5 protein-coding genes are annotated in these 3,564 nt (G+C 72.6%); all 5 read left to right on the top strand.

Annotated features, from left to right (window positions below; translation table 11 throughout):
- Positions 1 to 506 (top strand): GTP cyclohydrolase II (gene ribA, locus AB0J67_RS39895; protein ID WP_363490826.1); only part of this gene is annotated, 506 nt, incomplete at its 5' end.
- Positions 506 to 976, top strand: coding sequence for a 6,7-dimethyl-8-ribityllumazine synthase (gene ribH / locus AB0J67_RS39890; protein ID WP_363490824.1), 471 nt, complete (start codon positions 506 to 508; stop codon positions 974 to 976). The genes ribA and ribH, both read left to right, overlap by 1 nt.
- Positions 977 to 1,116: 140 nt before the next feature.
- Positions 1,117 to 2,007 carry a GerMN domain-containing protein gene (locus tag AB0J67_RS39885; RefSeq protein WP_363490822.1) on the top strand — a complete coding sequence of 297 codons (891 nt, stop codon included), beginning with the start codon at positions 1,117 to 1,119 and terminating at the stop codon, positions 2,005 to 2,007.
- 257 nt (positions 2,008 to 2,264) lie between these two features.
- Positions 2,265 to 2,528, top strand: coding sequence for a phosphoribosyl-ATP diphosphatase (locus AB0J67_RS39880; RefSeq protein WP_363490820.1), 264 nt, complete (start codon positions 2,265 to 2,267; stop codon positions 2,526 to 2,528).
- A gap of 113 nt (positions 2,529 to 2,641) precedes the next feature.
- On the top strand, positions 2,642 to 3,487 hold the full coding sequence (gene hisG / locus AB0J67_RS39875; protein WP_363490818.1) for an ATP phosphoribosyltransferase: 846 nt from the start codon (positions 2,642 to 2,644) through the stop codon (positions 3,485 to 3,487).
- The last annotated feature ends 77 nt before the right edge of the window (positions 3,488 to 3,564 follow it).

Below are 3,564 nucleotides of genomic sequence, written 5' to 3'. Positions count from 1 at the left end.
TCGGCGACGGCGAGGAGGTGCTGGTCCGGGTGCACTCCGAGTGCCTCACCGGCGACGTCTTCGGCTCGGTGCGCTGCGACTGCGGCCCGCAGCTGCAGGCCGCGCTGCGCCGGGTGGCGCAGGAGGGCCGCGGCGTGGTGCTCTACGTGCGCGGGCACGAGGGTCGCGGCATCGGCCTGCTGCACAAGCTGCAGGCGTACCAGCTGCAGGACGCCGGGCGCGACACCGTCGACGCCAACCTCGACCTGGGCCTGCCCGCCGACGCCCGTGACTACGGCACCGGCGCGCAGATCCTCTACGACCTGGGCGTGCGCACGATGCGCCTGCTCACCAACAACCCGGCCAAGCGCGCCGGGCTGGAGGGCTACGGCCTGAAGGTGGTCGGCCGCGAGGCGCTGCCGATCCGGCCGCACCCGGAGAACCTGCGCTACCTGCGCACCAAGCGCGACCGGATGGGCCACGAGCTGGACCTGTCCGAGCTGGACGACCTGGAAGGGCTGAGCTGATGGCCGGGCACGGCGCCCCCGAACTGAACACCGTGGACGCGTCCGGGCTGAGCCTGGGCATCGTCGCCACCCGCTGGCACGCCGACCTGGTCGAGCAGATGCTGGCGCGGGCGCAGGCCGCGGCGAAGGCCTGCGGGGTGACCGACGTGCAGGTCGCGCACGTGGCCGGCTCGGTCGAGCTGCCGGTGGTGGCGCAGGCGCTGGCCCGCCGGCACGACGCGGTGGTGGCGCTCGGCGTGGTCATCCGCGGCGACACCGCCCACTTCGACTACGTGTGCAAGTCGGTGACCGAGGGCCTGACCCGGGTGGCGCTGGACGAGTCCACCCCGGTCGCGCAGGGCGTGCTGACGGTGAACACCGTCGAGCAGGCCCGCGACCGCGCGGGGCTGCCCGACTCCGGCGAGGACAAGGGCTGGAGCAGCGTCGTCGCCGCGCTCGACTCCGCCGTCACCCTGCGCACCCTCGGCTGACCCCGTTTCGTCACGCGTGAGCCCCACCCGTGCCGGGAGAGCCGCACGGGTGGGGCTTGGCCCGTCGCGGGCGGGTGACAGTTTCAGGCTGGGCTGATCGGCCGGTGGTGACCTACCCCGCGTGGACGTACACCTGAGGTATGTCTGCGTTGAGGCTCCGCGTGCTGGTCCCGCTCGCGCTCGTCGCGCTGTCGGCCGCCTGCACCCCCACCACACCCTCACCGGACCCCACGGGGTCAGCTGCGCCGTCGGGTTCGACGGCACCGGCCACCACGGCGCCCGGCGCCACCACCGAGCCCGGCGGACCCGGCGCGGCCGGGTCGCTGGCGATCTACTACCTGGCCGACGACCGCGGCGACCCCAAGCTCGTCCGCGAGTTCCACCGGCTGCCGGTCGGCGACGGCTCGGCCGCCGCGCGGACCAGGGCCGCGGTGACCGAGATGCTCGACGGGCGCACCGCGTACGACCCGGACTACATCAGCCTGTGGCCCGCGAGTGCGCGGGTGCGCGGGGCGTCGGTCTCCGGCGACACGGTCACCGTGGACCTGTCCGGCGCGGCGGTCAACGGCGAGGCCGGCTCGTTCGGCGCCAACCAGGCGGTGCAGCAGCTGGTCTGGACCGCCACCGCGGCCAGCGGCAAACCCGCGGTGCGCATCCACCTCGACGGGCGGCAGGTCGACGAGCTCTGGGGGCACGTCGACACCCGCGACCCGCTGCGCCGCGAGCCGGCGGTGGACGTCCTGCTGCCGGTGTGGCTGATCGACCCGCAGCACGGCGCGACCGTGCCGCGCGACTTCACGCTGCACGTGGCGGGCATGGTCTTCGAGGCCACCATGAACTACGAGATCCGCAAGGGCACGACGGTGGTCAAGGAGGGCTTCATCACGCTGTCGGCGGGCGGCCCGGCGCAGGGCGAGGCCAAGGTGCCGATGACGCTGACACCGGGGACGTACGTCATCGAAGTCTTCGACATCTCCGAGAACGACGGCTCGCGGATGTTCACCGACAACCACACGGTCACCGTGAAGTGATCCCGGCCTGACCGGGCCGTGGCGCGGCCCCTGGCCGAAGCTCGCGCACGACAGGGCTTCGGCCAGGGGTCGCGTCCGGCTCGGCGGACGGTGAGGCCGATCTTGCCCGTGGTGTGGCCGCACCACCGCGCCGTTGCGGATGCCGACCGGGATTCCGTCCGTGCGGTCGTACCGTCTTCGGCCGGGCATCGTCCCAGCATGTGCCGCGCGGGCCGGGCGGTCGGCGCACTCGGGGCGCGATCGGGCAGAATGGCCGCGTGAAGACGTTCGAGGAGCTGTTCGAGGAGCTGCAGGCCAAGGTGGCCGCGGGTGACCCGGCCTCCGGCACGGTCAAGGCGGTCTCCGCCGGGGTGCACGCGGTCGGCAAGAAGGTGGTCGAGGAGGCCGCCGAGTCGTGGATGGCCGCCGAGCATGAGGGCCCCGAGCGGGCCGCCGAAGAGATCTCCCAGCTCCTCTACCAGACCCAGGTGCTGATGCTCGCGTCAAACCTCACCCTCAAGGACGTCTACCGACATCTGTGATCCCGCCCCGCCTTCCGTTCGGGGTTGATCATGAACCTATGGCACGGCTCGACGACGCGCCGCCGCCACCCTTCATGATCAACTAAGGTCGATCACAGAGACGAGTCGAAGAGATGCTGCGTATCGCCGTGCCCAACAAGGGCACCCTGTCCAAACCCGCCTCCGACATGCTGCGCGAGGCGGGCTACCGCCAGCGCGGCGACGACCGCGACCTGGTCTGCGTCGACGCCGACAACGACGTCGAGTTCTTCTACCTGCGGCCCCGTGACATCGCCGTGTACGTCGGCTCCGGCGACCTCGACCTCGGCATCACCGGCCAGGATCTGCTGGTCGACTCCGGTGCGCCGGTCACCGAGCTGCTGCCGCTGGGGTTCGCCCCGGCCACGTTCCGGTTCGCCGCGCCCCCGGAGACGGTGCGCGACATCCCCGACCTCGCCGGGCGCCGGGTCGCCACGGCGTACCCCGGGGTCGTCGAGCGCTACCTCGTCGAGCACGAGATCAAGGCCGACGTCGTCAAACTCGACGGCGCCGTGGAGAACGCGGTCCGCCTCGGGGTCGCCGACGTCATCGCCGACGTGGTCGCCACCGGCGGCACGCTGCGCCAGGCCGGGCTTGTCCCGGTCGGCGAGCCCCTGCTGGTCTCCGAGGCGGTGCTGGTCGGCCGCCCCGAGGGCGAGCGCAACGGCGCCGTCGCCCAGCTGCTGCGCCGGCTGCAGGGTGTGCTGGTGGCCCGCCGCTACGTGATGCTCGCCTACGACGTGCGCGCCGACCGCCTGGAGAGCGCGGTGGCCCTCACCCCCGGCATCGAGTCACCGACCGTGTCCCCCCTGCACCGCGAGGGCTGGGTCGCCGTCCAGGCCATGGTCCTGCGCTCCGAGGTGCACCGCATCATGGACGAGCTCTACGACCTGGGCGCCCGCGCCATCCTCGTCACCGACATCCACGCCTGCCGCCTCTGACCCACCCCACCCCGTCCCGGTCCGCGACGATCTTGCGCGAACTGTGGGGATGACACGCCCCATACGGGCATATCCCC

The organism is Catellatospora sp. NPDC049609, from assembly GCF_040675365.1.
Lineage (GTDB): Bacteria > Actinomycetota > Actinomycetes > Mycobacteriales > Micromonosporaceae > Catellatospora.
This window is presented reverse-complemented; position numbering and strand designations above follow the sequence as displayed.